This window comes from Bradyrhizobium sp. USDA 376, assembly GCF_054063675.1.
In genome coordinates this window covers 3,363,976-3,390,706 of the sequence record NZ_JBSSGN010000001.1, presented here as the reverse complement: position 1 = coordinate 3,390,706, position 26,731 = coordinate 3,363,976, and the positions used below count along the sequence as shown (strand labels likewise).

Annotated in this window: 22 protein-coding genes; 8 read left to right on the top strand and 14 right to left on the bottom strand. The window is 65.7% G+C overall.

The features are described from left to right. Positions 1 to 221: 221 nt before the first annotated feature. From ltrA to ACVJ19_RS15800, 7 genes are all read right to left on the bottom strand, one after another. Positions 222 to 1,598: a group II intron reverse transcriptase/maturase gene (ltrA, locus tag ACVJ19_RS15830; protein WP_028144467.1), complete on the bottom strand. Its 1,377-nt coding sequence runs from the start codon at positions 1,596 to 1,598 to the stop codon at positions 222 to 224. A gap of 474 nt (positions 1,599 to 2,072) precedes the next feature. Next, on the bottom strand, positions 2,073 to 3,995 hold the full coding sequence (gene ftsH / locus ACVJ19_RS15825; RefSeq protein ID WP_453949998.1) for an ATP-dependent zinc metalloprotease FtsH: 1,923 nt from the start codon (positions 3,993 to 3,995) through the stop codon (positions 2,073 to 2,075). Between the two features lie 291 nt (positions 3,996 to 4,286). Next, complete coding sequence (gene tilS, locus ACVJ19_RS15820) at positions 4,287 to 5,351, bottom strand: tRNA lysidine(34) synthetase TilS (RefSeq protein WP_453949997.1); 1,065 nt, start codon at positions 5,349 to 5,351, stop codon at positions 4,287 to 4,289. A 144-nt stretch (positions 5,352 to 5,495) separates the two neighbouring features. After that, positions 5,496 to 6,560, bottom strand: coding sequence for a tol-pal system protein YbgF (gene ybgF / locus ACVJ19_RS15815; protein ID WP_453949996.1), 1,065 nt, complete (start codon positions 6,558 to 6,560; stop codon positions 5,496 to 5,498). A gap of 189 nt (positions 6,561 to 6,749) precedes the next feature. Then, complete coding sequence (pal, locus tag ACVJ19_RS15810) at positions 6,750 to 7,238, bottom strand: peptidoglycan-associated lipoprotein Pal (RefSeq protein ID WP_024337630.1); 489 nt, start codon at positions 7,236 to 7,238, stop codon at positions 6,750 to 6,752. Positions 7,239 to 7,505: 267 nt separating this feature from the next. Continuing rightward, positions 7,506 to 8,231 carry an N-acyl amino acid synthase FeeM domain-containing protein gene (locus tag ACVJ19_RS15805; RefSeq protein WP_453949995.1) on the bottom strand — a complete coding sequence of 242 codons (726 nt, stop codon included), beginning with the start codon at positions 8,229 to 8,231 and terminating at the stop codon, positions 7,506 to 7,508. 179 nt (positions 8,232 to 8,410) lie between these two features. After that, positions 8,411 to 11,269: an EAL domain-containing protein gene (locus tag ACVJ19_RS15800; protein ID WP_456739394.1), complete on the bottom strand. Its 2,859-nt coding sequence runs from the start codon at positions 11,267 to 11,269 to the stop codon at positions 8,411 to 8,413. Positions 11,270 to 11,328: 59 nt separating this feature from the next. Here ACVJ19_RS15800 and ACVJ19_RS15795 point away from each other — a divergent pair, with 59 nt between their 5' ends. The 5 genes from ACVJ19_RS15795 (at position 11,329) to ACVJ19_RS15775 (ending at position 16,774) form a co-directional block, all read left to right on the top strand. Then, the gene (locus ACVJ19_RS15795) at positions 11,329 to 12,366 is read left to right on the top strand and encodes a ligase-associated DNA damage response exonuclease (RefSeq protein ID WP_453955077.1); all 1,038 of its coding nucleotides are present in this window, start codon (positions 11,329 to 11,331) and stop codon (positions 12,364 to 12,366) included. Beyond that, the gene (locus ACVJ19_RS15790) at positions 12,363 to 14,024 is read left to right on the top strand and encodes an ATP-dependent DNA ligase (protein ID WP_453948266.1); all 1,662 of its coding nucleotides are present in this window, start codon (positions 12,363 to 12,365) and stop codon (positions 14,022 to 14,024) included. Before ACVJ19_RS15795 ends, ACVJ19_RS15790 begins: the two co-directional genes overlap by 4 nt. 354 nt (positions 14,025 to 14,378) lie before the next feature. Continuing rightward, complete coding sequence (locus tag ACVJ19_RS15785; protein WP_018644944.1) at positions 14,379 to 14,684, top strand: DUF6460 domain-containing protein; 306 nt, start codon at positions 14,379 to 14,381, stop codon at positions 14,682 to 14,684. Between the two features lie 28 nt (positions 14,685 to 14,712). Then, positions 14,713 to 15,447: an MBL fold metallo-hydrolase gene (locus ACVJ19_RS15780; protein WP_453948267.1), complete on the top strand. Its 735-nt coding sequence runs from the start codon at positions 14,713 to 14,715 to the stop codon at positions 15,445 to 15,447. A gap of 1 nt (position 15,448) precedes the next feature. Further along, positions 15,449 to 16,774 (top strand): MATE family efflux transporter, encoded by a 1,326-nt coding sequence (locus ACVJ19_RS15775; protein WP_453948268.1) that lies wholly within the window; start codon positions 15,449 to 15,451, stop codon positions 16,772 to 16,774. Between the two features lie 239 nt (positions 16,775 to 17,013). On the opposite strand, the gene ACVJ19_RS15770 is transcribed toward ACVJ19_RS15775, so the two are convergent. Then, the gene (locus tag ACVJ19_RS15770; protein ID WP_453948269.1) at positions 17,014 to 18,111 is read right to left on the bottom strand and encodes a quinone-dependent dihydroorotate dehydrogenase; all 1,098 of its coding nucleotides are present in this window, start codon (positions 18,109 to 18,111) and stop codon (positions 17,014 to 17,016) included. Continuing rightward, on the bottom strand, positions 18,108 to 18,452 hold the full coding sequence (locus ACVJ19_RS15765) for a DUF952 domain-containing protein (protein ID WP_453948270.1): 345 nt from the start codon (positions 18,450 to 18,452) through the stop codon (positions 18,108 to 18,110). Before ACVJ19_RS15765 ends, ACVJ19_RS15770 begins: the two co-directional genes overlap by 4 nt. A 307-nt stretch (positions 18,453 to 18,759) precedes the next feature. On the opposite strand from ACVJ19_RS15765, the gene ACVJ19_RS15760 reads away from it, so the two are divergent. Both ACVJ19_RS15760 and ACVJ19_RS15755 read left to right on the top strand, forming a co-directional pair. Next, positions 18,760 to 19,413 carry a S24 family peptidase gene (locus ACVJ19_RS15760; protein ID WP_453948271.1) on the top strand — a complete coding sequence of 218 codons (654 nt, stop codon included), beginning with the start codon at positions 18,760 to 18,762 and terminating at the stop codon, positions 19,411 to 19,413. Positions 19,414 to 19,504: 91 nt separating this feature from the next. Next, positions 19,505 to 20,257, top strand: a complete 753-nt coding sequence (locus ACVJ19_RS15755; RefSeq protein WP_453948272.1) for a carbonic anhydrase — start codon at positions 19,505 to 19,507, stop codon at positions 20,255 to 20,257. Between the two features lie 178 nt (positions 20,258 to 20,435). Here ACVJ19_RS15755 and ACVJ19_RS15750 read toward each other — a convergent pair whose 3' ends face one another. The 5 genes from ACVJ19_RS15750 to ACVJ19_RS15730 all read right to left on the bottom strand — a co-directional run bounded on the left by ACVJ19_RS15750 (position 20,436) and on the right by ACVJ19_RS15730 (position 24,806). Further along, on the bottom strand, positions 20,436 to 22,079 hold the full coding sequence (locus ACVJ19_RS15750) for a lysine--tRNA ligase (protein ID WP_453948273.1): 1,644 nt from the start codon (positions 22,077 to 22,079) through the stop codon (positions 20,436 to 20,438). 194 nt (positions 22,080 to 22,273) lie between these two features. Beyond that, the gene (locus ACVJ19_RS15745; protein WP_453948274.1) at positions 22,274 to 23,209 is read right to left on the bottom strand and encodes a transporter substrate-binding domain-containing protein; all 936 of its coding nucleotides are present in this window, start codon (positions 23,207 to 23,209) and stop codon (positions 22,274 to 22,276) included. Positions 23,210 to 23,299: 90 nt separating this feature from the next. Then, positions 23,300 to 23,890, bottom strand: coding sequence for an SCO family protein (locus tag ACVJ19_RS15740; protein ID WP_453948275.1), 591 nt, complete (start codon positions 23,888 to 23,890; stop codon positions 23,300 to 23,302). Positions 23,891 to 23,908: 18 nt separating this feature from the next. Continuing rightward, entirely contained in the window at positions 23,909 to 24,103 is a 195-nt protein-coding gene (locus ACVJ19_RS15735; protein ID WP_453948277.1) for a hypothetical protein, read from the bottom strand. A gap of 181 nt (positions 24,104 to 24,284) precedes the next feature. Further along, entirely contained in the window at positions 24,285 to 24,806 is a 522-nt protein-coding gene (locus ACVJ19_RS15730) for a hypothetical protein (RefSeq protein WP_453948279.1), read from the bottom strand. Positions 24,807 to 25,071: 265 nt separating this feature from the next. Between ACVJ19_RS15730 and ACVJ19_RS15725 the strand changes: the two genes are divergently transcribed. Next, positions 25,072 to 26,730 (top strand): FAD-binding dehydrogenase, encoded by a 1,659-nt coding sequence (locus tag ACVJ19_RS15725; protein WP_453948280.1) that lies wholly within the window; start codon positions 25,072 to 25,074, stop codon positions 26,728 to 26,730. The last annotated feature ends 1 nt before the right edge of the window (position 26,731 follow it).

The following is a 26,731-nucleotide window of genomic DNA, read 5'->3' as shown; positions in this document are numbered from 1 at the left end:
TGCGCGCTCTGCGGCGCATCGCGCCGCGGAGCGAGCCTCGAAGGGCGACGGCCCAGCTGCATCGGGGCCGCTCATCCTTCGAGGCTCCCCTTGGGACGCGCTGCGTCCCATGCCTCGCACCTCAGGATGACGGAGTTGCCAATCGGGATAGGGGGAAGCCTCGCGGCTCCGCCCCTCCCACACCACCGGACATACGGGTCCGTATCCGGCGGTTCAGCGGATTATGCGGGTCGCCGTGCCGCGACGGAAGCCAAGCCGAGTGAGGCAAAGAAGCCGTTTGGCAGAGCAATGGTGAGCGCGGGGCTGTTCGCGAGCCGCCAAGGGCCACGTGGGCTGCCGGCGGTTTGCGCCGCCAGATCCCGGCCGACGCCGCGGCGTCGCAACTCGGCAAAGCGAGCGGGTCCATACTTCCATTGCTTCCAGGCAACGGCGCGCAACCGTCGCCTGATCCACTGGTCAAGCACGCGCAACACCGACGGGGTTTGACAGAAGCCGAAGTAGCCGTGCCACCCAATCAGGTAGGTCGACAGTTCTTTGGCGATCTGCACGAGGCATCGACCACGCGTGCGTCGCGTGAGCTCCCGAACCTTCGCCTTGAAGCGGGCGAGTGCCTGCGGCGCGATGCGCCGCCGCGGTTCTTGCCCGCCGGTGAAGCTGAAGCCCAGGAACTTGCGAACACTCGGTTTGGCAACCGCGCTCTTCGCTTTGTTGATCTTGAGCTTGAGGCGCTTTTCGAGGAACCTCTCGACGCCAGCCAGCACCCGTTCGCCCGCCCGCTGACTGCGCACGTAGATGTTGCAGTCGTCGGCGTAACGCACGAAGCGGTGGCCGCGCTTCTCCAGTTCCTTGTCCAGCACATCCAGCATCAGGTTCGACAACAGCGGCGAGAGCGGACCGCCCTGCGGCGTGCCCTCTTCCGTCGGACTGACCAGCCCTCCTTCCAACACACCCGCATTCAGGAAGGCGCGGATGAGCTTCAGGATGCGCTTGTCAGCAACCCGCTTGGCAACCAGTCCCATCAGGATGTCGTGGTTGACCCGGTCAAAGAACTTCTCCAGGTCGATGTCCACCACGATGCTGTGGCCGGCCGCAATGTACGCCTGCGCCCGTTCCACCGCCCGATGTGCCGAGCGCCCCGGCCGAAAGCCGAAGCTCGTCTCGGCGAACGTCCTATCCCAATCCGCCTGCAGCACCTGCATCACCGCCTGCTGGATCAAGCGGTCGAGCACCGTCGGAATGCCGAGCGGCCGCAGGCCGCCCGACGCCTTCGGTATCTCCACCCGCCGCACCGGCTGTGGCTTGTAGGTGCCGTCAAGCAACTGGGCTCGGATCGCAGGCCAGTGCTCCTTCAGGTGGGCTGACAGCTCGCCGACGGTCATCCCGTCGACGCCCGCCGCGCCCTTGTTGCGCTTTACTTGCGCCAACGCTGCCTTCAGATTCTCACTCTCGACAACGTCTTCCATCGACGGTCCTGCGACCGCCGGGCGTTCGAGACAGACTTCCGCCGCACGCGCTTCAGGCTCTCGGGCGCCGGCGCTTCGGGCTTCACCCTCCGCTCCGGGGCTCAAGTTCAGCTCGACCTGATTCTTCTGCCGCATGGCTCGCACGAGATCGCCGCTCTACTGACCACTTCCACCGTTCAGGCCTTCAGCGGCGCGCTGCCGCCTACTACGCCCTCGGCTGACTTCTGCGCTGCGGTCAGGCCGTCTTGCGACGGTCTCAGTCTCGTTGCCGAGACACAGCGCAGACCTCCCGAGGTAAGACCGACCGCCTTCACCGCACGCCCGCCGAATTTACCACCCCGACCTTTGATGACCTTGGACTTCGCGATCAATTGCTCGCTCGTCCGGCCGGGTAGGCCTCGTTATCCGGTGTTTGTCCATCGGGCCGCGGCTTTGCTCCACGCTTTCTTCAGACCCCACCTCACGATGACGCCCTTGCGCTTCGCTAATCCTTCGCCGCCATCAGGCTGGATAGAGGACTTCCACCTCCAAGCTGTCGCTCATACTCGGCACACAACAAAAAACGCGGCGTTGCCGCCGCGTTTTTCGATTTTCTCTGCCGCTTCGCGATCAGGCCTGCGGCTGCGGCTCCAGGCCGGGATCCGGATCGGGCCGTGGGCGCGACTTGCCGGCCGGGGGCACGGCGGAGGCGCGCGGGGTGGTCGGCTCGAGCACGGACTCGCGGTTCGGCTTCTTGCCCTTGAGCAGATCGACAATCTCGTCGCCGGAGAGCGTCTCGAACTCGAGCAGGCCCTTGGCCAGGGCTTCGAGGTCGGAATGCTTCTCGGTGAGGATGCGGGTTGCTTCCTTGTAACCCTCCTCGACCAGGCGGCGGATCTCCGAGTCGATCTTCTGCACGGTCGCTTCAGACGCGTTCTGCGTGCGCGAGACCGACATGCCCAGGAACACCTCGTCCTGGTTCTCGCCGTAGGAGACGGTGCCGAGCTCTTCCGACAGGCCCCAGCGCGTCACCATCATGCGGGCGAGGCGCGTGGCCTGCTCGATGTCGGAGGCGGCACCCGAGGTCACCTTCTCGCGGCCGAAGATCAGCTCTTCGGCGACACGACCGCCCATCATGATGGCGAGGCGCGAGGTCATCTGCTCCAGCGACATCGACAGCTTGTCGCGCTCGGGCAGTTGCATGACCATGCCAAGCGCACGGCCGCGCGGGATGATGGTCGCCTTGTGGATCGGATCGGTCGCGGGCACGTTGAGGCCGACGATGGCGTGGCCACCCTCGTGATAGGCCGTCAAGAGCTTCTCTTCCTCGGTCATGACGAGCGACTTGCGCTCGGCGCCCATCATCACCTTGTCCTTGGCTTCCTCGAATTCGGCCTGCGTCACCATCCGTTTGTTGCGGCGGGCGGCGGTCAGGGCGGCCTCGTTGACGAGGTTCATCAGGTCGGCGCCGGAGAAGCCGGGGGTGCCGCGCGCGATGGTCTTGAGGTTGATATCGGGTGCCAGCGGCACCTTGCGAACGTGGACCTTCAGGATCTGCTCGCGGCCGACGACGTCGGGGTTCGGCACCACGACCTGGCGGTCGAAGCGGCCCGGACGCAGCAGCGCGGGATCGAGCACGTCGGGACGGTTGGTCGCGGCGATCAGGATGACGCCCTCGTTGGCCTCGAAGCCGTCCATCTCGACCAGCAGCTGGTTCAGCGTCTGCTCGCGCTCGTCATTGCCGCCGCCGAGACCGGCGCCACGGTGACGGCCGACCGCGTCGATTTCGTCGATGAAGATGATGCAGGGCGCGTTCTTCTTGGCCTGCTCGAACATGTCGCGGACGCGGCTGGCGCCGACGCCGACGAACATCTCGACGAAGTCAGAACCGGAGATGGTGAAGAACGGCACGTTGGCTTCGCCCGCGACCGCACGCGCGATCAGGGTCTTACCGGTACCGGGAGGGCCGACCAGCAGCACGCCGCGCGGAATGCGGCCGCCGAGGCGCTGGAACTTGCCGGGGTCGCGGAGGAATTCGACGATCTCCTGCAGGTCCTGCTTGGCCTCGTCGACGCCGGCGACGTCCTCGAAGGTGACGCGGCCATGCGCCTCGGTCAGCATCTTGGCGCGCGACTTGCCAAAGCCCATGGCCTTGCCGGCGCCGCCCTGCATCTGCCGCGACAGGAAGATCCAGACGCCGATCAGCGCGATGAAGGGCAGCCAGGAGACCAGCAGCGAGACGAACCAGGGCACGTTGTCGCCCGGCGGCTTCGCGGTGATCTGGACCTTGCTGTCATAGAGGCGCTTGACCAGCGTCGGGTCGTTCGGCGCATAGGTCTGGAAGCTGGAGCCGTTGGTGAAGGTGCCGTGGATGTCCGGCCCCTGGATCACGACGTCGCGCACATTGCCGCGGTCAACTTCGCTCAGCAGCTGGGAGAAGGCGATGTCCTGCGAGGAGGCGCGCTGACCCGGATTCTGGAAGAGCGTGAACAACGCCAACAGCAACAAGACAATGATGACCCAGAGGGCGAAGTTGCGCAGATTGGCGTTCATCGATCTTCCTTCGTGGTCGCGCGGATCGCGGCCCTGATCCTTCAGGAGTTACTCGACCCAGTTACTTGGGCAATTCGAGGAAATCCCCAAGGAATCCCCATCGTTAGACGCATACAATTTAGGTGCCGACCCGGTCGCTGCCAAGGGAACGAGATGGGACTATTTAGCCCATCTTAGAGCGATTCCCGCTGAAATAATGGCGCCCGAAGCGGGGTTTTTCCTGCCTGGTTAAGGTGTCCTGACGGCGTGCAGCGGAAGCGGCCGGTGTCATGATCCGCCCTCATCCGCCGTTCACGTCCCCTTTTGGGACCGCCGCGCCGGCGCAGGCGCGATGTGGATACGCCCGCCGGCAAGACTGATCAAGGCTCCCGCAAGGGTCTGCTTCAGGACCGGCCGGCCATTTGCGGCTGCGCGGCGGCCCGCGGCCAGAGCCTGATCGAGCACGGACAACAAAGTTTCGACCTTGCCGAGTTCCGCCGGCCCTTCGTGCCCAAGCGCATTGATGGCCCGCAGCAGGAGCCGCAGCCGGACCTCCTCCGGCAGGCCGGCGAAGGCGGTCCCGTCGAAACTTCGCGCGCCTGGCCCATGCGGCGCATCGTCGCGATCCCTTAAGCGGAGGAAGCGCTCGGCACCGTCAGTCAGCACCTCCACCGCCGCATTGGCGCGCGCGAACCTGCCCGCGAGCCGCGCCAGGTTCCTGGCGTCGCCGCCCTCGGCCGCGAGCTGCGGCAGCAGCGCCCGCAGCCGTGGCCGGGTGAAGGCGGTGTCGCGGTTGGTGGGATCATCGGCAAAGCCGATTCTGGCCCGCTTCAAGGTCGCGATCAGCTGCGACTTCGGAACGTCGAGCAGCGGACGCGCCAGCACGATGCCGTCGCGCGCCGAAAGGCGCGCCATCGCCGACAGCCCGGCCAGCCCGCTGCCGCGGACGAGGCGCATCAACAGGGTCTCGGCCTGGTCGTCGCGGGTATGAGCGGTCAGCACATGGCTCGCGCCGGCCTCGCGCGCGGCCTGCGCCAGCAGGCGGTACCGGGCCTGCCGCGCGGCCGCAGGCAGTCCCGCCTTCGGCTTGGCGCCGCGCCAGCGCAGGGTCCGGTGCGGCAGGCCGAGCTCGGCCGCGAGCCGCTTGACCTCGCGCGCCTCGCGCGCCGCCTCCGGCCGCAAGCCATGATCGACGGTGACGACGGTGAGACGCGGGCCGCGCGAGAGGCTGCGCTGCCAGCGTGCCGCGAGCCACATCAGCGCGACGGAGTCGGGCCCGCCGGAGACCGCGAGCACCAGGGCCGGCGCGGCCTTGAGGTCGGCGAAGAGCCGCTTCGCCGCACGCGCCGAGATCGGTGAATCGTCGTCGTCTGACATGACGCTGCAATCGTCCGCGGATGGATCGACTGTTTAGCGCAACGCCATCCGCTTTGTCAGCGATCGCTCTTGTTTGAGCATGATCTTTTCGGAAAACCGCTGCACACCTTGCGCTAACGCGGCCCTTCGGGTCCGGATCATGCTCTAGCACTTCACCCGCTTCTGCTCGCGGTCGACCGCGGCTTTGACGCCGGCGGAGGCGCGCGGATATTTGCGGCCGATCTCGCCGAAGGCGGCGCAGGCGGCCTCCTTCTCCTTCAGCGCGGCGAGCGACTGGCCGAGCCGCAGCAGCGCATCCGGCGCCTTGGCCGATTTGTCGTATTTGGTGGTGACCGCGAGGAAGGCTTCGGCGGAATCGCGATATTGCTGGCGCTGGAAATAGCTCTCGCCGAGCCAGTATTGCGCGTCGCCGAGCAGCGGGTCGTTCGGATATTTCTGCGCGAAATTCTTCATCGTCTGCTCGGCCAGCGCATAGTCCTTGCGCTGCATGTAGCCGATGCCGAGGTCGAACTCGTCGCGCGGCGTCGCCGAGGGCGGCAGCGTTGCAAGACCAGTCCCGCCACCCTGCGCCGGATAGCCCTGCTGGGCCGGCGGATAGCCGGGCTGTGCCGCAGGCGGCACGCCTTGCTGGTAGCGCGGGGCGGTGTTGGCGAGATCGAGCGGGTCGCCGGCGTTGCGTCCGCCGGGCACGCCGGCTCCCGCCGGCATCGGCTGCTGTCCGCCGCCAAGCGCGCGTGGCGCGCCGGGCGCGCTCGGATTCTGGTTCGGATCGAAGGCATCGCCGCGGCGGCGCGTGCCGGGGGCGCCGGGCGCCGGCTGCTCCTGGACGATCGGTGCGGGAGCTGCGATCTGCGGCTGCTCGTAATTCGGCTGCACGGCCTGCTGCTGCTGGCGATAGGGCGGCGCGGCTTGCGCCGGCGGCACGGCCGCGACGCCGGGCTGGACCGGCTGCTGTCCTGGCTGCTGTCCTGGCGCGGCCTGGGCGCCGCCCTCGAGTGCGCGCAGGCGCTCCTCGAGCTGCCGGTTGCGGTATTGCAGTTCCTCGTTCTGGCCGGTGAGCTGGCGCAGCTGGTTCTCCAGCCGCTCGATCCGCATCTCGGGATCATCGTCGGTCTGAGCCAAGATCGATTGAGCCAGGACGGGCGAGCACAACGAGAGCAGCGCGGCGGTCGCCACGGAGCCGGTAAGAACCTTAAATCTGGATGACATCTTGCCCTGACGACGAAAGCGAAATGGCCTGCGACGGAACATACGACGCGCCACACATCGAAGCGGAGTACGCCAAAAATGTGACTGGCGCCACGAGGATTCTGTCACAGATAGCTGAAACGAAACCGGCGCCCATGAGGGCGCCGGCATGATCGTTTTCTGAAGATGAACGGAGCCTGACTGAAAGCGTCAGGAGCTCGCATTCAGCACGGTGACGGCGCGGCGGTTCTGCGACCAGCAGGAGATGTCGTTACAGACGGCCACCGGCCGCTCCTTGCCGTAGGAGATCGTGCGCATGCGGTTCGGATCGATGCCGCGCGAGGCGAGGAACGAACGCACCGACTGGGCACGGCGGGCGCCGAGCGCGATGTTGTATTCGCGGGTGCCGCGCTCGTCGGCATGACCTTCGATGGTGAAGGAGTAGCGCGGATAGCTCTGGAGCCACTGCGCCTGCTTCTCGAGCGTCACGATCGCCTGCGGGGTCAGATCGGTCTGGTCGCTTTCGAAGAACACGCGGTCGCCCACGTTCACGACGAAGTCCTGCTGGCTGCCCGGCGTCGCCGCATTGGCCATCGCATCCGTCGCAGCATTCTTGTTGGCGCAGGCGCCCATCGACAGCGCGACGGCAAGCACCGCGGCCAGCTTCAATCCCTGGAGGATACGCATAGGATGTTTCATTCCGGAGCCTCCACGCTCACGTTAGTCCACTGCTGTCCGGTCTACAGGGGGTTGGTTAAGCGAACGTTCCGTCAACCTTGACGGAACCTTGCGTCAGCCGGTCAAATGCCCCCAACCAGCGAAAAGCAACCGTCATGGTTAATGGGTTGTAAATGTGGCGCGAGGGTGAAGGCAAGCCGCGTTAGCCGGCAAAATCGCTGGCTTTGCTTGAATTTTGGGCCTGAGGCCCGGCGTTGCCGACAGTCTTCAGTCAGGCGTGCGGCGCTGTCAGGCGTGAACGGCGTCCGCCACCAGCACCCGCCGTTGCGGCATCTGGCGCTGGCCGCCGCGGCCGAACAGCATGCGCCGCTCGAAGGCGGTGGAGCGCATGATCGGATAGCGCTCGAACACCTTCCTGCGGAAGGTCGGGAAGTCCGCCGCCATCAGTCCGAACGGCTTGGTGAGACCGGGGACCAGCCTCGGCTCGGCAATGGTCTCGTGCAGGAACACCCGCCGGTAGAAGGCCTGATGCTCCGGACGCACGATCGCAAGGCCGAGATCGGCGTGGAAATGCTCGCACGCCATGTAGGCGAGCCGGGTCGTCAGATAGGGCAATTCGGGGACGCGCTTGACCTGGTCGGGATCGGCGACGAAGCGGGTCGGGTCGATCATGATCTCGCCGCGGTCGAGCCGTGGCAGCAGGATATCGGGAAAGACGTCGGCCGAGGTGGACTGGCGCCATTCCGAGGTCAGCACGCTGATGCGCACCGAGCTGCAGAGCTTGCCCTTGAGGTAGACGCCGAAGGTCCACGCGTTCGGCAGTTCGTCATACTGGTCGGTGACGCGCGCGTCCGGAGATTCCCTGACGGCGCCCTCGCGCAGATAGGCGCGATAGCGGAGATTGTAGATCTCCTCTTTCTCCGCGGCCGTTTCCGCAAGGTGATAATCGACGTCGGTCAGGAGCTCGGCACCCCGTCCAACAGCCGAAATGATCGCTCTGGCTGAGGACTGCATTCCAACTCCTTACCCACCGCCGCAAACCGAACCCGCGCGGGACAACTTGCACGCGCGTGATGATTTATTAACAGCTTCTTAACAATGAAGCAAAGCAATCGAAGTGTTAGGGTTAACCCCCCGTAGCACTACGGTACCCGGCAACAGTCTGAAACGACGGGAGATTTCGGGAAGCGGAATCAGGCGAAGGAGCGCGAGCCCACGACCTGGAGCAGGCTCTCGCCGCGCCGTCCATGCGAGGCGTTGAGGAGCTGGCGCATCCGCACGGCGGGCACCGGACGGCTGAACAGATAGCCTTGCGCCTCGGACACGGTGCCGTCGGCGCTGATCAACTCGAGCTGCTCGTTGGTCTCGATGCCCTCGACCACGACCGCCATGCCGAGGTCGGCCGACAGCCGCGCCACGCCGCGCAGCAGCGTCAAAGGCCGGTCGGTGTCGATGCCCTCGAGGAACGAACGGTCGATCTTCACCTTCTGCATCGGGAAATTGTGCAGGTAGCTGAGGCTCGAATAGCCGGTACCGAAATCGTCGAGCGAGATGCGCACGCCGAGCGCATGCAGCTGCGACAGGATATCGTGGGTGAGCTGGGTATTGCGCAGCAACGAGGACTCGGTGATCTCGATCTCGAGGCGATGCGCCGGAAGCCCTGAGACCTCCAGCGCGTAGCGAATCTCGCTCAGCACGTCGCGCTGGTGGAATTGCTGCGGCGAGAAGTTGACGGCGACGCTGACGCCCTCCGGCCACTTCATGCATTCCATGCAGGCCCGGCGCAGGATCCAGCGGCCGAGATCGACGATCAGGCCCATGTCCTCGGCGACCGGGATGATGTCGACCGGCGAAACCGTGCCGCGCACCGGATGATTCCAGCGCAGCAGCGCCTCGCAGGTCGTGATCTTGCCGGACTTCAGATTGACCAGCGGCTGGTAGAACAGCTCGAACTCCTCGTTGGCGAGCGCCTTGCGCAGGTCGAGCTCGAGGATGCGGCGCGCCTCGACGGTCGCCGCCATCTCGTCGCGGAAGAAGCAGAAGGTGCCGCGGCCGTCGGCCTTGGCGCGGTACAGCGCCATGTCGGCGTTCTTGAGCAGGGTGTCGGCGCTGACCTTGCCGTCCGGCGAGGTCAGCGCGATGCCGACGCTGGCGCCGATCTCGACCAGGTGATTGTCGATGCGGTAGCGCTCGCTCAGGCGCTCGACGATGCGGCGGGCGAGGCTCGCGGCGTCCTCGGCCGAAGAGATGTTCTGCTGGAACACGACGAACTCGTCGCCGCCGAAGCGGGCGACGAAATCTTCGGGACGCAGCATCTCGCGCAGGCGGTTGGCGACCGCGCACAGGAGCTGGTCGCCGCAGGGATGACCGAGCGTGTCGTTGACCTGCTTGAACTGGTCGAGGTCGACGAACAGCAACGCCGAGAGCCGTTCGGCGTGGTGGGCAAAGGCCAGCAGCCGCTCGATCTCGTCGCGGAACGAGACCCGGTTCGGCAGCGCCGTGAGCTCGTCATAGCGCGCGAGATGGCTGATGCGGGCTTCCGCGTTGGTGCGTTCGGTGATGTCTTCGAGCAGCAGCACGGTGCCGCCGCCGGTCATCGGCTGGAACGTCCAGGCCAGCGTGCGGCCGCGCGCCGGATCCGGATCGGCGGTGACGATCTCGCAGATCCGCGCATGCGCGATCTCGGCCAGGATCTGGTTGCCGCTCTCCGCCGAGATGGAGCCCGCGGCGATGCAGGCCGACACGATGTCCGCCGCGGTGGCGCCGCGCTTGACCAGATCCTCGGGCAGGCCCATCAGCTCACCGAAGCGATGGTTCATCACCGCAAGGCGCCTGTCGGCGCGGAACATGCACAGGCCATGCGGCATGTTGTTGAGCGCGGTGTCGAACTGGCTCGCCAGCGCGGATTCGCGGAAGCTCGAGGTCAGAGCCTTGACGAAGATCGCATGCAGGCTGAGGTTGATGTTCTTCAAGCCGATGAAGAAGAACATCAGCAGGATCGCAAGACCGACGTGGTAGGGGCCGCCGTGCAGCAGCAGCGCGAGCGACATCGGACCGCAGGCGAGCGCGACGTGCCACTGAATCACCCGGGGCTGGCCGTAATTGCGGGCGGCGCCGCCGGCGGTGTAGCCGATGCCGATGGCGACAGCGAGCATGTCGGCCACCGGATCCTCGTTGTTGTAGATGACGACGAAGGCCCACACGCCGAGCACAGCCGCATAGCTGAGCGCGCCGATCCAGTAGCGCGGCTCCAGATACTTGGCTTCTTCGAACGACAGCGGGTGCGCGCGGTTCTCGTATCCGCGCATCTGGAACGCGCGCGCGGTACCGATGGCGATCAGCAGAAATGCGAGCGGCCACAGCCAGACGTCGCCGGTCTTGAGCGCAGTCATGACCGCGGCCACGGCTGCGGAAGCCGAGCCGAGGAAGATCGCCCAGAAATTCTGCACCATAGAGTTGATGAGAGCGGCGTAGAGTATCGGCTCCAGCTCGTCTCGATCGCTCTGCATGCCGGGCGACAGATCGATGCCGATGAAATGATCCACTTGCTTGGCGAAGGCGGCGGCCGCGAGCCCGGTGCCGCAACCGAGATCGATGGTGCGCTTGAAGAAGGCCGGCTTCTTCGCGGCGACGCGCGCCGCCAGCACCGCCTTGAAGATCAGCGCGGGCGCGCGGTAGCCGAGATCGTTGATCAGCGCGTGCTCGAAGCGCGGCGCGTATTGGTCGAACAGCGCCTGCACATAGGCCTTGGGCATTTCCGCAACTTGCGCATCGCCGAGCCGCATCAGATGCAGGCCGGCGCCGTGCTGGTCTTCGGGATCGGAATCGCGGGCTTTGCGAAAGGCCGCAATCGCCTTGTCGCGCTCGCCGAGCTGTAGGCGGATTTCGCCGAGCGTGAACCAGGCCGAGGTGAACTTCGGTGCGAGCTCGATCGCCTGCTCGATGAGGTCGGCGGCAGCGGGCAGGTCGCCCTTGAGCTGGAGGTCGCGCGCGAACTCGAAACGGCGGTCGGCCATGAGATCGCCGGAGGTCAGGAACAGGCGCAGGGGCATTAGGAACCAGGAAGCGTGTGGTGGCTCGAAGACGCGGGGTCGTAACCTATATATCAGGCATGCGTCCGCAAGACATCCTGCTGCCAGTTGCTGCCGGCCTGTGCTGCAAGCCGGGCGGCTTCCATATCGACCCTGTCCGCCCCGTGGAGCGGGCCGTGATCACCCACGGCCATTCCGACCATGCCCGCGCCGGCCATGGCGCGGTGCTGGCGACGCAGGAAACGCTGGACATGATGCGGCTGCGCTACGGCGAGAATTTTGCCGGCTCGACGCAGGCCATCAGCTATGGCGAGGAGATTCGGCTCGGCGATGTCCGCGTCAAGTTTCACCCCGCCGGCCATGTGCTGGGCTCGGCGCAGATCGCGGTGACGTGCAAGGACACCTGCATCGTGGCCTCCGGCGACTACAAGGACGCCCCCGATCCCACCTGCGCGCCGTTCGAGCTGGTGCCATGCGACGTCTTCATCACAGAAGCGACGTTCGGGCTGCCGGTATTCCGGCATGGCGATGCGGCCGACGAGGTGAAGAAGCTGCTGGCCACCGTCGCGCTGTTTCCCGAACGCGCGCATCTCGTCGGCGCCTATTCGCTCGGCAAGGCGCAGCGCGTGATCGCGCTGCTGCGGCAGGCCGGCTATGACGCGCCGATCTACCTGCATGGCGCCATGGAGACGATCACCGAATACTACCAGAGCCGCGGCATCGACCTCGGCGAGCTCAGGCCGGTGAAGGGCGTGAAGAAGGCCGCGCTCGCTGGCACCATCACGCTGGCGCCGCCGTCGGCGACCTCCGATCTCTGGACCCGCCGCTTTCCCGATCCCGTCACCGCATTCGCCTCGGGCTGGATGCGCGTGCGCGCCCGGGCGCGGCAACGCGGCGTCGAGCTGCCGCTGGTGATATCAGATCACGCCGACTGGGACGGCCTCACCGCCACCATCGCGGCGACCGGCGCCGGCGAGATCTGGGTCACGCACGGCCAGGAAGATGCGCTGGTGCATTGGTGCCGGAGCAAGGGCCTCAAAGCGCAGCCGCTCGATCTCGTCGGCTATGGCGACGAGGAGGAGAGCGAGACGCCGCTTCAAGACGAGGCCGAAGCATGAACCGCTTCGCCGAGCTTCTGGACCGCCTCGCCTACGAGCCCGGCCGCAACAACAAGCTGCGGCTGATCACCGGCTATTTCCGCGAGGTCGGCGATCCCGACCGCGGCTATGCGCTGGCCGCGCTGACCGGCGCGCTCAGCTTCAAGCACGCCAAGCCGGCGCTGATCCGGGATTTGATTGCGTCGCGGACCGATGAGGTGCTGTTCGGATTGAGTTACGACTATGTCGGCGATCTCTCGGAAACGGTGGCGCTGATGTGGCCCAGGGCCGAGCTCGCCGCCCACAACAACCCGCCGCCCCCGACCCTCACCGAGGTCGTCACCACGCTGCGCACGCTCGGCAAGACCGAGTTGCCGAAGCAGCTCGAACGCTGGCTTGACGAACTCGACGAGACCGGCCGCTGGGCCCTCTTGAAACTCGTCACTGGCGCGCTGCGGATCGGTATTTCCGCGCGCCTCGCCAAGACTGCGGCCGCCGCGCTCGGTGACAAGGACCCGCACGAGATCGAGCTGATCTGGCCGGGGCTCGCGCCACCTTATCTCGATCTGTTCGCCTGGCTGGAAGGCCGCGGCGAAAAGCCTGTCAATCGCGATCCCGCGCCATTCCGTCCGGTGATGTTGGCGCATGCGATCGAGGATGCGGATTTCGCCGCGCTCGATCCCGCCGACTACATCGCCGAATGGAAATGGGATGGCATCCGCGTGCAGGCGGCCGCCGGCCGCGACGACCGCGGCCACATCACCGCGCGGCTCTATTCGCGCACCGGCGAGGACATCACGGGGAGCTTTCCTGATCTCGTACCGTCGCTGCGTCTGCCCGGCGCCATCGACGGCGAGCTTCTGATCCTGCGCGAGGGCCGCGTGCAGAGCTTCAACGTCCTGCAACAGCGCCTTAACCGCAAGGTCGTCTCGCCGAAGCTGATCAAGGAGTTTCCGATTCACCTGCGCGCGTACGATCTGCTCGGCGACGACGAGAACGATCTACGCGAGCTGCCTTTTGCCGAGCGTCGCGAACGGCTGGAGACATTCGTCAGGAAGCTCGACGATCCCCGCATCGATCTGTCGCCCACCGTCCCCTTCACTAGCTGGGAGGCGCTGACCGCCGCGCGCGCTGATCCCGCGAGTGCGGGCGCCGGCGAAGATGCGGACGCGGTCGAGGGCGTGATGCTGAAGCGGCGCGATGCGCCTTATCTGCCGGGCCGGCCGAAGGGCCAGTGGTGGAAGTGGAAGCGCGACCCGCACATCATCGATGCCGTGCTGATGTATGCGCAGCGCGGCCACGGCAAGCGTTCGTCCTACTACTCCGACTACACCTTTGGCGTCTGGACCGCAGGCGATGCCGGCGACGAGCTGGTGCCGGTTGGAAAAGCCTATTTCGGCTTCACCGACGAGGAGCTGCTCCAGATCGACCGTTTCGTTCGCCGCAACACCACGGAAAAATTCGGTCCCGTGCGCCATGTCGTGCACGAGGGCAACAAGGGGCTGGTGCTGGAGGTCGCCTTCGAGGGCCTGCAGCGCTCGCCGCGGCACAAATCCGGCATCGCCATGCGCTTTCCCCGCATCAGCCGCCTGCGCTGGGACAAGCCGCCGCGGGAGGCCGATCGGCTGGAGACGCTGGAGAGGATGTTGAAGGCGGAGCCGGCGGAGATCGAGGTGTGAAAGTGTGCGAGGCTCGATCGTTGCCAGGGTAAAGGTGTGCTCCCTCTCCCGCTTGCGGGAGAGGGTTGGGGAGAGGGTATCTCCGCATTGGGACACTCCCCCAGAGGAGAGAACCCTCACCCGGCGCGCGGGACGATGCTTCGCATCGCCCGGGACGCGCCGACCTCTCCCGCATCCGCCTTCGCCAAGGCTTCGGCGGACAAGCGCGGGAGAGGTTAAGGAGCCCGCGGGCAGCAGCGCGCCACAATCGAAGCCCGAATTAAACTCCCGTAACCCGATTGACGCCTCGTTGCGGGTTCCCCATGTCCCCCGCCGTGCCCTATAATAGGGTCGAATCCGCCCGAGGAGTTTGCGATGGTCCAAGACGTCAGAGATTTGCCGGCCGGCCGCAGCGACGGCCTGAACCGCTTTCTCGGCGGCTCGCCGCTGGCGGTCGCGTTTCGCCTGGTCCTGCTCTCGATCCTGGTCGGCGTCGTGCTTGCCGCGATCGGCTTCGATCCCTGGAACATCATCTACAGCATCCGCCTGTTGTTCCAGCGGCTCTGGGATCTCGGCTTCGATACCATCAACTGGCTGTGGCGCTACTTCCTGCTCGGCGCGGTCATCGTGATCCCGATCTGGCTGCTCTCGCGCGTGTTCGGCGCACCGCGCGGCCGGTAAAGGATGTGATTCAGGGAGTGCGCAGCCGATGCAACTGCGTTTCGTCGGCTGCGGTGACGCCTTCGGCTCCGGCGGCAGGCTCAATACCTGCTTCCACGTCTCGGGGCGGGAGGCGAACTTCCTGATCGATTGCGGCGCGTCGGCCCTGCCGGCGCTGAAGCGCCTCGAGATCGAGCGCAACGACATCGACCTGATCCTGATCACGCATTTCCACGGCGACCATTTTGCCGGCCTGCCGTTCTTTCTGCTCGACGCGCAATTCTCGCGGCGGACGCGGCCGCTGACGATCGCGGGCCCGCAAGGCATCGAGACGCGGCTGACGCAGGTGATGGAGACGCTGTTCGAGCATTCCTCGAAGACAAAACAGCGCTTCGAAGTCAACGTTGTCGAGCTCGCGCCCGAGCAACGCCAAGTCTTTGGTGCCGTGACCGTGACACCCTACCCGGTCGTTCACGGCGAATCCGGCGGTCCTTTCCTCGCCTACCGCGTCGAGACCGAAGGCCGCACGCTCGCCTATAGCGCCGATACCGAATGGACGGAGACGCTCATTCCGCTGGCGCATGGCGCGGACCTTTTCATCGCCGAGGCCTACATGTACGAGAAGGTGGTCAAGAACCATCTCAGCCTGAAGACCTTGGAACAGCATCTGCCCGACATCGGCGCCAAGAGGCTCGTCCTCACCCATATGAGCGACGACATGCTGTCGCGCCTGGACGACATCGCGCATCTCGCAGCCGAAGACGGCATGGTGCTCGTGTTCTGACATGCACGCGCCTGTTCAGCTCAAAATCGGCTCCCGCCAGGTGTTCGCCATCGCAGGTCCCGCGATGGTCGCGAACCTCACGACGCCGCTGATCGGCGTGGTCTCGACCACCGCGATCGGCCGGCTCGATGATGCCGCACTGCTCGGCGGCGTCGCGATGGCTTCCGTGATCTTCGATTGCCTGTTCTGGCTGTTCGGCTTCCTGCGCATGAGCACGCTGGCCTTCACCGCGCAGGCGCTCGGCGCCGGCGAGACGCGCGAGCAGACCGTGGTCCTGGTGCGCGGCTTCATCGTCGCGGGCCTGATCGGCGCGGCGCTGATCGCGCTGCAATTGCCGCTGGCTGCGGTGCTGTTCGACCTGATGGGCGGCAGCGCGGGTGTGACGCAGGCGGCAAAGACCTATTTCATGATCCGGATCTGGTCCTCGCCCTTCGCCTTTGCCAATTACGTCATCCTCGGCTGGCTGGTGGGACAGGCCCGCGCCAATCCGGCACTGCTGCTGCAGGTCATCATCAACCTCATCAACATGGCGGCGACGATCTTGCTGGTGCTGGTCTACGACACCGGCATTGCGGGCGCCGCGATTGCCGCGCTGGTGTCGGAGACGACGGGCTTCGTCCTCGGCGTCATCGTCTGCCGACGCTACGCCGCCGGCGGTTTTGCCGTGCCCCGCGCAACGCTGTTCGATCGCGCCAAACTGATGCGGCTCCTGGCGGTCAACACCGATATCCTGATCCGCACCGCGGCGCTGATCGCCGTGTTCCTGTTCTTCACCGCCAAGGGCGCGCGTGCCGGCGACGTCACGCTTGCCGCGAACTCCGTGCTCAACAATTTCCTGCTGGTCAGCGCCTTCTTCCTCGATGGCCTTGCGAATGCGGCCCAGCAACTCTGCGGCCGCACCTTTGGCGCGCGCGACGCGAATGGCTTTTCGAATTCGACCCGGCTGGTGCTGCTGTGGGGACTTGGCTTCGCGCTTGTCGTCGCGGTGCTGTTCGCGCTGTTCGGGCCGGCGCTGATCAACTTCATGACGGCGAGCGAGGATGTCCGCCGCGCCGCGCGCGACTTCCTGCCGTTCATCGTGCTCGCGCCGGTCCCCGGCGTGTTCGCGTTCGGCTTCGACGGCATCTATGTCGGCGCCACCTGGGCGCGCGAGATGCGCAACCTGATGCTGCTATCGCTTGCGATCTTCTTCGTCGTCTGGCTGGCGCTGCAGTCGCTCGGCAATGCCGGACTGTGGTGCGCGCTGATCGCGTTCTATGTCGCGCGCGGCGGATTGCAGGGCGCGAGGTATCCTGCGCTGTATCGGGCGACGTTTTCGAAACCATAGAAGAACGTAGCCCGGATGGAGCGCAGCGTAATCCGGGGTTCTCGTGCCCGCGGACAGGCTCCCGGATTACGCTACGCTCCATCCGGGCTACGGGGCCTCCAATGACAGGCGTGTCCCGGACGCGCTGCAGCGTGAAACGCTGCTGCGCAGAGCCGGGACCCAGAGCGTTGCCACATGGGCCCCGGATCAGCAGCGCATCACGCCGAAGGCGGCGCGCTGCGCTGCATCCGGGGCACGCCTCACAGCCCCGGCCAGTCTTCCGCCGTGAGCGTCGCGGCATCCGCGCCCACGATTTCGGACAACGAATCCCGCCCTGTCCGCAGCAATGTCGAGGTGAGGTCGCGCTTGATCTCCTCGACGAGGCCGAGGCCCTTGTAGACCAGCGACGAATAGAGCTGGATCAGGCTGGCGCCGGCGCGGATCTTGGTCAGCGCCGCGCCGCCGGAATCGACGCCGCCGACACCGACCAGGGGGAACGCGCCCTCGACGCGCACATAGGTCTCTGCGACCATCCGCGTCGAGAGGCGGAACAGCGGCCGGCCGGACAGGCCGCCCTGCTCCCTGGCGCGCATCTCCTCGCGCAGCGTGCTCGGCCGCGCGATCGTCGTGTTCGACACGATCATGCCGTCGACCCGGCGCGAGCGCGCGACCTGCACGACATCGTCGAGCTGGGCGAGGCTGAGATCCGGCGCGATCTTGAGCAGCACCGGCGTGTCACCGGCCTCCTGCCGCACCCGCTCCCGCGCATCGATCACCCGCGCGAGGAGATCGTCGAGCAGCGCACCTTCCTGCAAGTTTCGCAAACCCGGCGTATTCGGCGAGGAGACGTTGACGGTGAAATAGCTCGCGACCGGCGCAAAGGTCTCGATCAGCTTGACGTAGTCGCCGACACGATCAGGCGAATCCTTGTTGGCGCCGACATTGACGCCGACGATGCCGCCATGCTGCGCGCGCGCAGCGAGCCGGCGCAGCGCGACTTCCGCACCGTCATTGTTGAAACCCATGCGGTTGATGACGGCTTCGTCGCGCTCGAGCCGGAACAGCCGTGGCCGCGGGTTGCCGGCCTGCGGCTTCGGCGTCACCGAGCCGATCTCGACGAAGCCGAAACCGAGCCGCAGCAGCGCGTCCGGCACCTCGGCGCTCTTGTCGAAGCCCGCGGCCATGCCGACCGGATTGGGAAAATTGAGCCCGAAGGCGCGCACCGCGAGCTTGGCATCGTCAGGGCGCGGCTTGACCGGCGGCAGGAAACGCAGGCCCTGGATCGCCAGGCGATGCGCATCCTCCGGATCGAGCCAGCGCAGCACCGGCAGCGAGAAAGCGTCGAAAGCGCGGATCACGGGGCGAGCTCCGGCACGTCGTGACCGCCGTCCGAGCGCATGTTGAGGTTTATCACCGAAATCACCGCACCGAGATCGAGTTCGCCATAGAGGTGCGGAAACAGCTCGTCATTGCGCGAGCGCTCCCAGCGCAGGTCGCTGCCCAGCGCATCGCCGTCGACCTCGACCAGGAACAGCGCCCGCTGCCCCGCGAAGTGCTTGCGCAAGGTCTCGGGAACCTGGGCGGCCGTCGAGAAATGGATGAAGCCGTCGCGCGAATCGTCCGCGCTGCCCTGGTACACGCCCTGCCGTTCCGCCTCGCGCCAGGCCGAGGCCGGACAGATTTTGTAGATCTTGACCACCGCTTACGCAGCCCTGTTTGCCCTTTTGAGACAGCTCTTTGAGTCTCTTGGGTTTTTTCGTCTGTTGGGGTCCCTGAAACCCCGGCGCGACCGTAAAGGCCGCCCCTTCCGAACTCAAGACTTAGAGCCAATTCCGTCCCGATGAAATCGGAACGGGACTCCAGATTCCTGTTTTGACGCGTTTTCCGTGCCACGCACGGGTATTCCCTGCGCGCGACAACCACTTTCCCGCCACCCCTTGCGTAAAAAACGGAAAACCGGTTGATTTGAGGACAGTTTTCCTGAGTTGCGACGGGCTGGACCTTCCATGGTCAGACAGGCCAAAGCGCAGAGGATACTGACTCACGACCAGATCTGGGTCGCGCTGGATCGGCTGGCGGCGCGTGCCGGCCTGTCACCGTCCGGCCTTGCCAAGCGCGCCGGGCTCGACCCCACCACCTTCAACAGATCCAAGCGCGTCACCTCGGACGGCCGCGAGCGCTGGCCCTCGACCGAATCGATCGCGAAAGCGCTGGCGGCGACCGGCGACTCCATCGACACCTTTGCAAGGCTGATCGGCGACGAGGCAGGCGACGGCCGATCAGTGCCGCTGCTCGGCCTCGCGCTGGCCGGCGCGAGCGGCGCCTTCGACGAATCCGGCCTTCCATCGGGCAATGGCTGGACCGAAGTCGCGCTTCCTATTCCCGAGAACAGCCAGACCTTTGCGCTGGAGATCGCGGGCGATGTGCTTGCGCCCACCTATCGCGACGGCGACGTCATCCTGGTCTCGCCCGGCACAGCGATCCGCAAGGGCGACCGTGTCGTGGTGAAGACCAAAGCGGGCGAGGTGACTGTCGCAACCCTGAAGCGCCGCACGGCAAAGGCGCTGGAATTGCAGCCGCTCGATGCCTCGCTGGCCGAGCGCACGATGGCGACCGGCGAGGTCGCATGGATCGCAAGGATCGTGTGGGCGAGCCAATAGATTCAACGCGCGATGGCCATTGCGACTCACCGTCCCTCTCGCCTAGCTTGCGCGCGAAATTGCCGATCGAATTGATCTGAGGGGGACTACGATGAATCGCCGTCACGCCTTGAAAGCGCTCGCGGGTCTTGCGCTTTGTCCGTTGTGCAAGCCGGCCTTCGCCGCCGAAGGCGTGCATTGGAGCTATGAAGGTGCCGGCGGTCCGGGCAAATGGGGCGAGCTCGATGCGGCCAACAAGGCCTGCGCGGTCGGCCTGCAACAATCGCCGATCGACATCGAGTCGGCCGTGAAATCGCAATTGCCGGCGCTGAAGCTGAACTGGGGCAAGAGCGCCGACACTATCGTCAACAACGGGCACACGATCCAGCTCAACTTCGCCGAGGGCAGCACGCTCACGCTCGGCGACGTCAAATACAAGCTGCTCCAGGTGCACTTCCACCGGCCGAGCGAGCACATGATCGGCGGCAAGAATTTTCCGATGGAGGCGCATTTCGTCCATCGCAACGATGCCGGCGGGCTCGCCGTGGTCGGCGTGCTGATGGCGGAGGGCAAGCCGAACCCGGCCTTCGGCAAGATCGTCAAAACCATGCCGACGACGGAAGGGCCGGCGGTGAAGGCGGATGCGAGCATCGATCCGCTCGCCATGCTGCCAACGAAGCTCAGCTATTACCGCTATCCCGGCTCGCTGACGACGCCGCCCTGCTCGGAAGTGGTCGAATGGCTGCTGCTGACCACGCCGATCCAGGTGTCGGCCACTGATATCGCCGCCTTCGCAAAGCTCTACCCGATGAACGCGCGCCCGGTGCAGAAGGACAACCGGCGCTACGTGCTGCGCTCGATTTGAGGGGGGCAATTCATCGTCGTCCTGGCGAAAGCCAGGACCCATTACCCCAGGGAGAAGTCGTCGTGCGAGTTGGCAACTCCGAGTCCCCGTAACCACATCCGACGGTGGTTATGGGTCCTGGCTTTCGCCAGGACGACGTTGGGGAGATGGGGGTCGCTTACAATTGAGACCCGACGCCTCACGCACTCCTTGCCAGCGCGCCGTCGATCATGTTCACCGCGTTCTGCACGCCGTACACCGCGACGAAGGAGCCGAAGCGCGGGCCCTTCTCCTGGCCGAGCAGGACCTGGTAGAGCATGTTGAACCAGTCGAGCGTGACGCCGGGGCGGCCGTCCTTGCCCTTCTTGAACTGGTCGAGGAACGGCTCGCGGCGGCCGATCTCGTAGACGACGTTCTGGATGTCCTCGGCCGAGGCGTCCTGCGGAAGCTGCGAGAGCGCATCGCGCAGATCCTGCAGCGCCGCGCGCTCGGTGTCGGTCGGCACCCGGAACTGCTTCGTCGGCGCGACGAAATCGCGGTAGTAGTTGATGGCGTAGCCGACCATCGCGTCCAGCTTCGGATGCGTCTGCGGGCTCACGCCGGGACGATAGCGGCCGATGAAACCCCACAGCGTCTCGGCGTTCTCCGCGTTCGACGACGACACCAGCGTCAGCAGCAGCTGGAAGGTGACGGGCATGTCGCCCTGCGGCGGCTTGCCGTTGTGGATGTGCCAGACCGGATTGCCGAGCTGCTGCTTGTCGTCCTGCTTCGGGAAGCCATCGATGAACTGCTGATAGTCGTCGACGTTGCGCGGGATGACGTCGAAATACAGCCGCTTGGCCGCCTTCGGCTCGCGGTACATGAACAGCGACAGCGATTCCGGCGAGGCGTAGCGCAGCCATTCGTCGATGGTGAGGCCGTTGCCCTTCGACTTCGAGATCTTCTGGCCCTTCTCGTCGAGGAAGAGCTCGTAGTTGAAGCCCTCGGGCGGCGTGGCGCCGAGCGCCTTCGCGATCGCGCCGGAGAGCTTCACCGAGTCGATCAGGTCCTTGCCGGCCATCTCGTAGTCGACGCCGAGCGCGACCCAGCGCATCGCCCAGTCGGCCTTCCACTGACACTTGACGTTGCCGCCGGTGACGGGCGTTTCGACTTCCTGGTTCGTATCAGGATCGACATAGGTCACCGTGCCGGCCGCGACGTCGCGGCGGATCATCGGCACCTGCAGCACGACACCCGTGGTCTTGCTGATGGGGAGGAACGGCGAGTAAGTCGCGCGGCGATCGGGGCCGAGCGTCGGTAGGATGATCGCCATCACCTTGTCGTAGGCGGCGAGCATCTTCAGCAGCGTCGCATCGAAGCGGCCTGAGGTGTAGTAGTCGGTCGAGCTCGCGAACTCGTAGTCGAAGCCGAAATGATCCAGAAACGCGCGCAGGCGCGCGTTGTTGTGCGCGCCGAACGACGGGTACTCGTTGGAGAACGGATCCGGCACCCGCGTCAGCGGCTTGCCGAGATGCGCGGCCAGCATCTCCTTGTTGGGGACGTTGTCGGGCACTTTCCGAAACCCGTCCATGTCGTCGGAGAAGGCGAGCAGGCGCGTCTTGATCTTGTCCTCGGTCAGCACGCGGAAGGCATGGCGCACCATCGAGGTGCGCGCGACCTCGCCGAACGTGCCGATATGCGGCAGGCCTGACGGGCCGTAGCCGGTCTCGAACAGCACCTCGTCCTTCGGGCTTTTCTTCAGCCGCGCGACAATGGCCTTTGCCTGCTCGAACGGCCAGGCGTTGGATTGTTCGGCGAGCGCACGCAGGTCGCTCGGATTTGCGGCAAGATCGATAACGGACATCAGGGGCCTCCGGGCCGCGGAAAATAGCGATTTCCAGGCAGAATGCAATTTTGTGGGGCAGTGTCAGACCCTCACCCTGAGGAGCGCGCTCTTCGCGCGCGTCTCGAAGGGCGAGGCCACCGGCGGGGCTTTCATCCTTCGAGACGCTTGCTACGCAAGCTCCTCAGGATGAGGATTGAAAGCAGCATACGAAACTAAAACGGGCTCACCGAGAAATAGCGCAGCCACAGATCGGTGTAGCGGCCTTTTTCCCAGACGCGGAACAGGGCCCAGTTCAGGGCCTGGCGCAGCACGTCGTTGCCCTTGCGGACGGCGATGCCGATGCCTTCGCCGAAGAAGCGGCTCTCGACGAAGGGGCCGCCGGAGAAGGCGCAGCAATCGCCGGAATCCGTGCCGTTGATCCAGAACGCCAGCGAGATGGCATCGCCGAAGATGAAGTCGACCTCACCCTTGCGCAGCGCGGCACGCATCGCGTCGTCGCTCGAATAGGGGTGCAGCTCGGCGTCGGTGAACATCGCCTTCAGATACGCCTCATGTGCGGAGCCCGCGATGACGCCGACCTTCTTGCCTTCGAGATATTCCGGGCGGATCTCCGGCATCACCGCATCCTTGCGCGAGGCGAAGCGCGCCGGCACCCGGTAATAGGGATCGGTGAAGTCGACGCGGGCGCGCAGCTGCGGGCTCACCGCCATCGAGGCGATGATGGCGTCGCCCCGGTTGGAGGTGAGCGCATCGACCAGCGTCTCGAAGCGGCGCATCTGCACCGTGCAGGTGACCTTGATCTCCTCGCACAGCGCGCGGGCGAGGTCGACGTTGAAGCCGGCCGGGTTGCCGTCGGCGCCGGTGTAGTTGAACGGCGGATAGTCGGTCTCGGTCAGGAAGCGGATCACGGTCAGGCGCGACAGGTCCGGTCGCTCCGGGCGCCGGCGCGGGTCCCAGAACCCGGGCACGGCCTGGGGGGCCGCCTGGGGCGCGACCTGCGGAGTGGCCTGTGGGGCTGCAGGCGGCTGCTTCGCCGGAGCCTGGGCGTTGGCGCCGGGTGGGCCTGCGAGCAGGCAGAGGCCGGCTGCCAGCCCTGCCAGCAAGCCACGGACAGATTTGAACGATTTCGCCTGTTGCGATGGAGCCATCGGCCGAAAGTAATGAATTTCGTTGGGATCAGAGGGCCTTATAGACCATCCACCCGGGAACGCGAGCGCCGATTATGGCCAGGGTGAAGCTCAGAGATACCGCTTCAGGTCGGCCGCCGCCTCTTCCGGGGTGCGCTTCAGGTTGAACGGCGAGACGAAGCGGCCGTCGCGGTCCATCAGGTAGATCAGCGCGGTGTGGTCCATGGTGTAGTCGCCGTCCTTGGTCGGGACCTTCTTGGCATAGACCCGGTAGGAGGTGATGACCTTGGCAGTCTCGGCGGGATCGCCGGACAGGCCCGCGAGGTGCGGGTCGAAGCTCGACAAATAGTCCTTCATCGCCGCCGGCGTGTCGCGCTCGGGGTCGACCGAGATGAAGACGGCGTTGACCTTGTCGGCATCCTTGCCCATCGCCCGCAGCACCTCCGAGATCTCGAACAGCGAGGTCGGGCAGACGTCGGGGCAGTGGGTGTAGCCGAAGAAGATCAGGGTCGGCTTGCCCTTCAGGCTCTTGTCGGTGACGGCCTTGCCGTTCTGGTCGGTGAGCTGGAACGGGCCGCCGATCGCGGCGGGCTGCGCCACCTTGCTGACCCCGCCCATGGCCCAGAACATGATCAGGAGCCCGAGGACGAGGCTTGCAGCAAAGGCTGTCGCGATCACCAGCGGACGGGCGGCGGAGCTCATAGAAAACTTCCTGTCGGGTCAGAAGCAGGCGGCGAAGCCGGTCCTGATCATTTCGAAGAACACCTGGCTGCCATAGTGGAACCACAGCGCCAGCGCGCCGATCACGACCAGCCCGCCGACACCGGCGCCTGCCAAGAGCAGCACGGACGGCGCCCGGCCGGCAGTGGACGAATTGTCCTGTAACGGATGTCCCGGATGCAGTGGTTGAGCCATGACAACGATGGGGGCGAAGGCCCCGGTTCCCAGGCTTTCAGATAGGCTTTAGCCCGCCTGCGGGCAAGGCGCCGCCAGCGGGCAAGACGCCGCTGGCAGGCAAGGCGCCGCCAGCAGGCAAGGCGCCGCCAGCAGGCAAGGCGCCGCTGACGGGCCAAATGATCCCGTCATGCCTGTGGTGTCAGTGAAGGAGCTGGCCCCGGGCGCTCTCGACCTGCTCCGGCTGCGGGAGGGACCGGCGTGCCGGCCTGATCGCCGAAGCCTGGGCGTCCATGTAGCAGGGCTTGTACATGGCCTGGAGCTGCTTGCCCCTCAAGAACAGCATGTGCGGGGTCAGGCCGCCGCGCTGCGCGATCCAGCGTTTCACCTGCGACGGATACATCGCATACAGCATCTGGGTTGCTTCGGGATTGGTGATCGCGCGGCCATTGGCGCCGAAATCCCAGGCGGCGTGGAAGCCGAGCGTCGCGCTTGAGGTCACGCAGATGCGGTCGTGTGGGATGGCGCCGAGGACGATGGTGCAGGCCGAGGCGCAGAGGCCGTCGATGATGACGGTCTCGCCCGATTGCCGGAGGTCCTGGTATCTGTCGACATAGGTTCCAATCCGGCCGCCGCGGTCATCCGCGATCCGGACCACCGCGTGAGAAGCCCCCATGCCCGCGATCAAGAGAACCGCCGCAAGCAACCCCGTCAGAAACTTCATTGTCCCCCGCCCCGGTCGAATTCGAATCTGCGTGTCAGGTGGTGATGCAGTGCTAGCGTCCGTCGTAACCAAGGTTTTGTCTAGGCAGGCCGGCTGGATCAAAACAAATTCAAATCCAGTGTTGCGTCCGCGCTGCACCCGGTCGGTCTCTATCCCAAACTGGAACAAGTTAACGAGGTCTTACGCGCCACACCCTTGATCTCAGTTACGACCGCTGGCTTCAATCCGGGCAACTACAGGGGGGAACTCATGAAGGGGGGAAGGCATGGCTGAAGAAACAGACGTCATCGTCGTCGGCGCGGGACTGTCGGGGCTCGTGGCCGCCACCGAGATTGCGGATGCCGGCAAGCGCGTGATCGTGGTCGACCAGGAAGGCGAGCAGTCGATCGGCGGCCAGGCGTTCTGGTCGTTCGGCGGATTGTTCTTGGTCGATTCGCCGGAGCAGCGCCGGCTCGGCATCAAGGACTCCTTCGAACTCGCGATGCAGGACTGGCTCGGCACCGCAGGCTTCGACCGCGACGAGGATTTCTGGCCGCGCAAATGGGCCGAGGCCTATGTGGCCTTCGCCGCCGGCGAGAAGCGCGACTGGCTGCGCGCGATGGGCCATCGCATTTTTCCCGTGGTGGGCTGGGCCGAGCGCGGCGGCTATGACGCGATGGGTCACGGCAATTCGGTGCCGCGCTTCCATGTCACCTGGGGCACCGGCCCCGGCATCGTCGAGCCGTTCGAGCGCCGTGCGCGCGAGGCGATGAAGAGTGGCCGCCTGGTCTTCAAGTTCCGCCATCGTGTCGACGCGCTGTCCGTCACCAACGGCACCGTCGATGGCGTCAGTGGCGCGATCCTCGCGCCTGACACTATCGAGCGCGGCAAGAGCTCCTCGCGCAACGTCGTCGGCGAGTTCGCGCTGAAGGCGCAGGCCGTGATCGTCGCCTCCGGCGGCATCGGCGGCAATCATGACCTGGTGCGGGCGAACTGGCCGAAGCGGCTGGGCGAGCCGCCGAAATTCATGATCTCCGGCGTGCCCGAGCATGTCGACGGCCGCATGATCGGCATCACCGAAAAGACCGGCGCGCGCCTGATCAACCGCGACCGCATGTGGCACTATGTCGAGGGCATCCAGAACTGGTCACCGATCTGGCCGCGCCACGGCATCCGCATCCTGCCCGGGCCTTCGTCGATGTGGTTCGACGCAACCGGCACACGATTGCCGGCGCCGCTGTTCCCCGGTTCCGACACGCTCGGCCAGCTCAAATACATCATGTCGACCGGCTATGATTATTCCTGGTTCATCCTGACCCAGAGCATCATCAAGAAGGAGTTCGCACTGTCGGGCTCGGAGCAAAACCCCGACCTCACCGGCAAGAGCTGGCGCATGACCTTGCGCCGCGCCACCAACAAGGGCGCACCGGCCCCGGTGGAGGCGTTCAAAAGCCATGGTGTCGACTTCATCGTGCGCGACAGGATCGAGGACCTTGTTGCGGAGATGAACAAGCTTGCCGGCAATGACCTGCTCAGGCTCGAGCACATCAAAATGCAGATCGAGGCGCGCGATCGCGAGATCGCCAATCCTTACGTCAAGGATGCGCAGGTCATGAACATCCACAATGCGCGGCGTTATATCGGCGACAGACTAATCCGCACCGCCGCCCCGCACCGCATCCTCGATCCCGCGCACGGGCCGCTGATCGCGGTCAAGCTCAACATCCTCACCCGCAAGACGCTCGGCGGTTTCGAGACCGATCTCGACTCGCGCGTGTTCGGCGAGGAGGGACGGGTCATCCCGGGCCTCTATGCGGTCGGCGAAGCCGCGGGCTTCGGCGGCGGCGGCGTGCACGGCTATCGTTCGCTGGAAGGCACCTTCCTCGGCGGCTGCCTGTTCTCGGGCCGCAATGCCGGACGCGCGGCGGCGAAAGCGGTGGGATAGA

Excerpts from the sequence above, each read along its gene's own strand:
- ACVJ19_RS15785 (WP_018644944.1), top strand. The coding sequence starts at position 14,379 with ATGGTCCAAGACGTCAGAGATTTGCCGGCCGGCCGCAGCGACGGCCTG.
- pal (WP_024337630.1), bottom strand. The coding sequence starts at position 7,238 with ATGAAACATCCTATGCGTATCCTCCAGGGATTGAAGCTGGCCGCGGTG.
- ACVJ19_RS15805 (WP_453949995.1), bottom strand. The coding sequence starts at position 8,231 with ATGCAGTCCTCAGCCAGAGCGATCATTTCGGCTGTTGGACGGGGTGCC.
- ACVJ19_RS15750 (WP_453948273.1), bottom strand. The coding sequence starts at position 22,079 with ATGTCCGTTATCGATCTTGCCGCAAATCCGAGCGACCTGCGTGCGCTC.
- ACVJ19_RS15795 (WP_453955077.1), top strand. The coding sequence starts at position 11,329 with ATGCGTCCGCAAGACATCCTGCTGCCAGTTGCTGCCGGCCTGTGCTGC.
- ltrA (WP_028144467.1), bottom strand. The coding sequence starts at position 1,598 with ATGCGGCAGAAGAATCAGGTCGAGCTGAACTTGAGCCCCGGAGCGGAG.
- ACVJ19_RS15745 (WP_453948274.1), bottom strand. The coding sequence starts at position 23,209 with ATGGCTCCATCGCAACAGGCGAAATCGTTCAAATCTGTCCGTGGCTTG.
- ftsH (WP_453949998.1), bottom strand. The coding sequence starts at position 3,995 with ATGAACGCCAATCTGCGCAACTTCGCCCTCTGGGTCATCATTGTCTTG.
- ACVJ19_RS15725 (WP_453948280.1), top strand. The coding sequence starts at position 25,072 with ATGGCTGAAGAAACAGACGTCATCGTCGTCGGCGCGGGACTGTCGGGG.
- ACVJ19_RS15735 (WP_453948277.1), bottom strand. The coding sequence starts at position 24,103 with ATGGCTCAACCACTGCATCCGGGACATCCGTTACAGGACAATTCGTCC.
- ACVJ19_RS15800 (WP_456739394.1), bottom strand. The coding sequence starts at position 11,269 with ATGCCCCTGCGCCTGTTCCTGACCTCCGGCGATCTCATGGCCGACCGC.
- ACVJ19_RS15780 (WP_453948267.1), top strand. The coding sequence starts at position 14,713 with ATGCAACTGCGTTTCGTCGGCTGCGGTGACGCCTTCGGCTCCGGCGGC.
- tilS (WP_453949997.1), bottom strand. The coding sequence starts at position 5,351 with ATGTCAGACGACGACGATTCACCGATCTCGGCGCGTGCGGCGAAGCGG.
- ACVJ19_RS15775 (WP_453948268.1), top strand. The coding sequence starts at position 15,449 with ATGCACGCGCCTGTTCAGCTCAAAATCGGCTCCCGCCAGGTGTTCGCC.
- ACVJ19_RS15760 (WP_453948271.1), top strand. The coding sequence starts at position 18,760 with ATGGTCAGACAGGCCAAAGCGCAGAGGATACTGACTCACGACCAGATC.
- ACVJ19_RS15755 (WP_453948272.1), top strand. The coding sequence starts at position 19,505 with ATGAATCGCCGTCACGCCTTGAAAGCGCTCGCGGGTCTTGCGCTTTGT.
- ACVJ19_RS15740 (WP_453948275.1), bottom strand. The coding sequence starts at position 23,890 with ATGAGCTCCGCCGCCCGTCCGCTGGTGATCGCGACAGCCTTTGCTGCA.
- ACVJ19_RS15730 (WP_453948279.1), bottom strand. The coding sequence starts at position 24,806 with ATGAAGTTTCTGACGGGGTTGCTTGCGGCGGTTCTCTTGATCGCGGGC.
- ACVJ19_RS15790 (WP_453948266.1), top strand. The coding sequence starts at position 12,363 with ATGAACCGCTTCGCCGAGCTTCTGGACCGCCTCGCCTACGAGCCCGGC.
- ybgF (WP_453949996.1), bottom strand. The coding sequence starts at position 6,560 with ATGTCATCCAGATTTAAGGTTCTTACCGGCTCCGTGGCGACCGCCGCG.